3 protein-coding genes and 1 pseudogene are annotated in these 5,245 nt (G+C 36.9%); all 4 read left to right on the plus strand.

Annotation, left to right across the window (positions count from 1 at the left end):
- A pseudogene (locus JCM15092_RS17150) lies at window positions 1–150 on the plus strand (efflux RND transporter periplasmic adaptor subunit); the annotation flags it as partial.
- Between the two features lie 11 nt (window positions 151–161).
- Entirely contained in the window at window positions 162–3,332 is a 3,171-nt protein-coding gene (locus tag JCM15092_RS13885; protein WP_024995166.1) for an efflux RND transporter permease subunit, read from the plus strand.
- Window positions 3,333–3,349: 17 nt separating this feature from the next.
- The gene (locus JCM15092_RS13890; protein WP_024995167.1) at window positions 3,350–3,643 is read left to right on the plus strand and encodes a PG0541 family transporter-associated protein; all 294 of its coding nucleotides are present in this window, start codon (window positions 3,350–3,352) and stop codon (window positions 3,641–3,643) included.
- 37 nt (window positions 3,644–3,680) lie between these two features.
- Window positions 3,681–4,556 (plus strand): helix-turn-helix domain-containing protein, encoded by an 876-nt coding sequence (locus tag JCM15092_RS13895; protein WP_084488562.1) that lies wholly within the window; start codon window positions 3,681–3,683, stop codon window positions 4,554–4,556.
- The last annotated feature ends 689 nt before the right edge of the window (window positions 4,557–5,245 follow it).

Below are 5,245 nucleotides of genomic sequence, written 5' to 3' on the forward strand. Positions count from 1 at the left end.
AAAGGAAAAGTATCTTATAATAAGGTAGAACTAGGACGCCGTCTTGGAAATGAGTATGAACTTATATCAGGGGTAGATAATAACTCACAAGTAGTTGTCGCAGGACAGACAAAACTTGCAGACGGTGTAGAAGTTAAAGTTGAAAAATAATATAAGGATTTATGAGTTTATATGAAGGAGCGGTAAAAAAACCGATTATGACCTCGCTCTGCTTCTTGGCAGTAGCGATATTTGGCTTATTCTCCCTATCTAAATTACCTGTGGATTTGTATCCGGATATCGATACAAATACCATCATGGTTATGACATCGTATAATGGTGCCAGTGCTTCGGATATTGAGAACAACGTAACTCGTCCACTTGAGAATACACTGAATTCAGTAAGTAATCTAAAACATATTACATCAAGATCTTCAGAGAATATTTCTGTAATTACTCTTGAGTTTGAGTACGGACATAACATTGATGTGTTGACGAATGATGTGCGAGATAAACTTGATATGGTAAGTTCACAGTTACCTGATGGTGTGACTACACCTGTCATATTCAAGTTTAGTACAGATATGATTCCAATACTTCTTCTTTCAGTTCAGGCAGATGAGAGCCAACCGGCGTTATATAAGATTCTCGACGATGGTGTTGTAAACCCTCTTGCCAGAATCCCTGGAGTAGGTACTGTTTCTATTAGTGGTGCTCCAAAAAGAGAGGTATATGTTTATTGTGACCCAGGTAAGCTGGAGGCATACAATATGACCGTTGAAAATATCAGTGCTTTAATCGGTGCTGAAAATAGAAATACTCCGGGCGGTAATTTCGACGTGGGCAGTAATACCTACTCTTTACGCGTTGAGGGAGAGTTTAAGGACCCTAAAGAGATGTCCAATATAGTTGTTGGCACTCATAATGGTGCTAATGTTTACCTCAGAGATGTCGCTGTTGTAAAAGATACAGTTCAGGAAAGAGCCCAGAAGACATTCAACAATGGAACTCAGGGAGCAATGATTATTATTCAGAAGCAGTCAGGTGCTAACTCTGTAAACATCTCTAAGAGAGTTATGGAAGAGTTGCCAAAACTTCAAAAGAAGTTACCTTCTGACGTTAAACTTGGTGTTATCATTAATACATCTGATAATATCTTGAATACTATAGATGCTCTTTCTGAGACAATAATGTATGCTATCTTGTTCGTTGTATTTGTAGTATTTGCATTTCTAGGACGATGGAGGGCTACTGTAATTATATGTATCACCATTCCACTTTCTCTGGTGGCATCATTTATCTATCTTGGTATAATTGATGGCGGTTCGCTGAATATTATCTCTCTCTCCTGTCTCTCTATATCGATTGGTAGTGTTGTGGATGATGCCATAGTGGTACTTGAGAATGTTACCACGCATATTGAACGAGGGGCTGAGCCGAAACAGGCTGCTATTCATGGAACTAATGAGGTGGCTATCTCTGTTATTGCATCAACGCTTACTATGATTGCGGTATTCTTCCCATTGACAATGGTCACAGGTATGACCGGAGTTTTGTTCCGTCAGTTAGGATGGATGATGTGCGTAATCATGACTATTTCTACAATATGTGCGTTGTCTCTTACACCTATGTTGTGTGCAAAGATGCTACGTCTTCAGAAGAAACAGACTAAGACATTTTTAACTCTGTATACACCAGTGCTTAAAGCCTTGAATGGACTTGATTCTTGGTATCAGAAGAGACTTAACTGGGCCGTTCGTAACCGCAAAAAGGTCGTTTTTGCTTGTGCAACATTCTTCCTAGTCAGTCTTGCTTGTGCAATTAATATTGGTACAGAATTTTTCCCTTCTCAGGATAATAGCCGTATCTCTATAAAATTGCAGTTACCTATAGGCTCAAGAGCTGAGAGAGCTGAGGCTTTAGCTCAGGAACTTACTACTAAATGGATGAAGCGCTATGATGGTGTTATGAGGGCATGTAGTTATACTGTAGGTCAGGCTGATACAGATAATACGTGGGCTTCTATGCAAGATAATGGTAGTCATATCATCTCTTTCAATATAAATCTTTATAGTCCGTCAGAACGAGAAAAGACATTGGCAGAGGTCTGTGATGAGATTCGTGAAGATCTGAAAGGCTATCCTGAACTTGATAAATCACAGGTTATTCTTGGTGGTAACAATCAGGGTATGGGTGGACAGTCAACAGCCGAATTTGAGGTTTATGGATACGATTTCAATGAGACAGATAAAGCTTCTGCTGAGTTGAAAGAAAAACTTAATAAAGTTAAAGGTGTTTCCGAAGTCAATATAAGCCGTCAAGACTATCAGCCGGAATATCAGGTTGATTTTGATCGTGAGAAGCTAGCTCTTCATGGATTAAATCTCTCTACCGCTGCGCAGTATCTTAGAAATAGAATTAATGGTAGCACAGCATCATTTTATCGTGAAGATGGCGATGAATATGATATAAAGGTAAGGTATGCTCCTGAGTACAGAACAAGCATTGATGATATTGAGAATATTTTGATTTATAATAATGCAGGGAAACCGGTTAGAGTCAGAGATGTAGGTCAGGTTGTAGAGCGTTCTGCTCCTCCTACTATTGAGCGTAAAGACCGTGAACGCTTAGTTACTGTATCAGCTGTTATATCTGGTGAACCTTTGGGCGATGTAGTTAAGGCTGGTAATGCCATTATTGATAAGATGGATCTTCCTTCTGGAGTAACAATTCAGGTGTCAGGTTCATACGAGGATCAGCAGGATTCATTTACAGACCTTTCCATTCTTGCTGTATTGATTGTTCTTCTTGTCTTTATTGTGATGGCTGCTCAGTTCGAATCACTAACGTATCCGTTTATAATTATGTTCTCTATACCATTTGCAATAAGTGGTGTCCTTATGGCGCTATTCTTTACGGGAACGACACTGAATGTCATGAGTATGCTTGGTGCTATTATGCTTATCGGTATTGTTGTTAAGAATGGTATTGTGCTTATTGACTATATATCACTATGTCGTGAAAGAGGTATGGGTGTAATCCATTCAGTGGTTACTGCAGGTCGAAGTCGTCTTCGTCCGGTTTTAATGACTACCATGACAACAATTCTTGGTATGGTGCCAATGGCGATAGGTGGAGGTGAAGGTTCAGAGATGTGGCGACCTTTGGGCGTATCAGTAATTGGAGGTCTTACAGTCTCTACAATATTGACTCTGATATTGGTTCCTGTACTCTATTGTGTGTTTGCCGGACAAGGAGTGAAACGTAAGAGAAGAATAATTAAGAATAATAGGGACCTGAATGATTATTATCAGGCTCATAAAGCTGAGATGACAAGACCGGCTAAAGATTAATAACTAAAATCATAAAGATGAAATCAGTATTAATAACATTCGATCAAGCATTCTTTGAGAGAGTGATCAGTATATTGGACCGTTTAAACTGCAGAGGCTTTAGCTATTTGCAGGATGTTCAAGGACGAGGAAGTAAGACTGGAGATCCTCATTATGGAAGTCATGCATGGCCTTCAATGTGCTCTGCTATAATAACTATTGTAGATGAGTCAAAAGTTGACCCATTACTTGATATGCTACATAAAATGGATAAAGAGACGGAACAATTAGGGTTGCGTGCCTTTGTATGGAATATTGAGAAGACTATTTAGTCTTCTCAATATTCTATAATTTATATACTATTTACCTATGAATGAGGTTTTTAATGACCAATTATTATATGTTGGCGAACACCTATCGTGTAGCCAATATATGCAAGATATTACTTATGGTTTCTCACTTAGAAATATTGAAGCCGGTTTTCATGAAGAAGTAACAGATCTGGTTAAGAACATTGTTATCTTTGTTTTGGAAGGTAAGAGTTATATAAGCTATAAAAAATTCAAGGATGTACCTTTAAAGAAAAATAGTTTTATCTTTCTGCCAAAAGGGGCCAACTTATCTTATCATGTTGAACAGGATACTGTTGCTATCTTCTTCACGTTCGAGACGCTCTTGAGTGGATGTGATCAGAATCTATTGCAATCTTGCAGTAAGTATATTGACCGCATAACTTATAAGTTTGCTCCGGTAAAAATGCGCGAACCGATGCAGCAGTATTGTCATACAATAAAATATAGCCTTGAACAGAAGGTGAACTGCCGACATTTTCATGAGCTTAAGCATAAAGAGTTTTTCATGTATTTGAGATACTTTTATACGAAAGAGGAGATAACCAATTTTTTGTATCCAATCGTTGGAGTAAAGCTGGACTTTAAGCAGTTTATATTGAATAACTGGAAGATTGGAATGAGCGTAGATGATATTATAGCCAAAATGCCTATGAGTAAGTCTACTTTTATCCGAACATTCGACCAATTCTTTAAGATGACACCTTATACATGGTATCAGAGGCTTATATGCGATAAGATAACTCAAAAGGCTATATTCCCAGGAACTACTACAAAAGATTTAATGGAGGTAGCTCAGATTACTGATGCTTCTCAGTTTAACAGGTTCTGTAGGAGAAACTTTAATTGTACCCCAAAGATGTTGTTGGATTATTATAGTAAGATTCATGATTAGGTCATAGTAATTGATATCTCATTTTAAGTATTTTACTTATGTAGAGGCTTTTAATGCTTAAAAATATCATCACGACTTTATATACGCCATATTGTTAAAGCTAACAATATGGCGTTTCTTTTATAATCATTGTCAATTTTATTTTTCAGGATTTATCTTTTCCAACAGTAAGAATACTGTTAAAATGCTTGTTGCAGGCTAGTTTTTCTCAATAAATCATGTATGTTAGAATGAAATTGAAAGTATATCTTTTAAAAAAAAATACAAATTACTTTGATAACCATTATTATATATTTACATATAATACATGAATCCTTAATGGGGTAGATGAATATATGTGCTGTCTATTTTTATAGGATGAGGTAGATTTCACTTTATTGTCTGCCCCTTTTTACTTTTTATGCATTATAATAATGTTTAACTATATGATTCAGAATATTTTCAATTATTGGAATATTTCATTCTATAAATATATTTTCTATACATTATTGTTGTTCTAAAAAGTTTGAATGCTCTTCCTTAATTGATCGAAGACTATTCTTACCGATCAAAGACTCTTCCCTAGCGGATCATGATCGGTCTGCCAACGAATCACGATCGGTTACCCGACGAATCATGATCGGTTACCCGACGAATCAAAGACTTTTCTTAAACGAACCAGAAATTTTTGCCCAACCGATTAAAGACTG

It is taken from the genome of Phocaeicola paurosaccharolyticus JCM 15092, from assembly GCF_000613805.1.
Lineage (GTDB): Bacteria > Bacteroidota > Bacteroidia > Bacteroidales > Bacteroidaceae > Phocaeicola > Phocaeicola paurosaccharolyticus.

Excerpts from the sequence above, each read along its gene's own strand:
- JCM15092_RS13895 (WP_084488562.1), top strand. The coding sequence starts at position 3,681 with ATGAATGAGGTTTTTAATGACCAATTATTATATGTTGGCGAACACCTA.
- JCM15092_RS13885 (WP_024995166.1), top strand. The coding sequence starts at position 162 with ATGAGTTTATATGAAGGAGCGGTAAAAAAACCGATTATGACCTCGCTC.
- JCM15092_RS13890 (WP_024995167.1), top strand. The coding sequence starts at position 3,350 with ATGAAATCAGTATTAATAACATTCGATCAAGCATTCTTTGAGAGAGTG.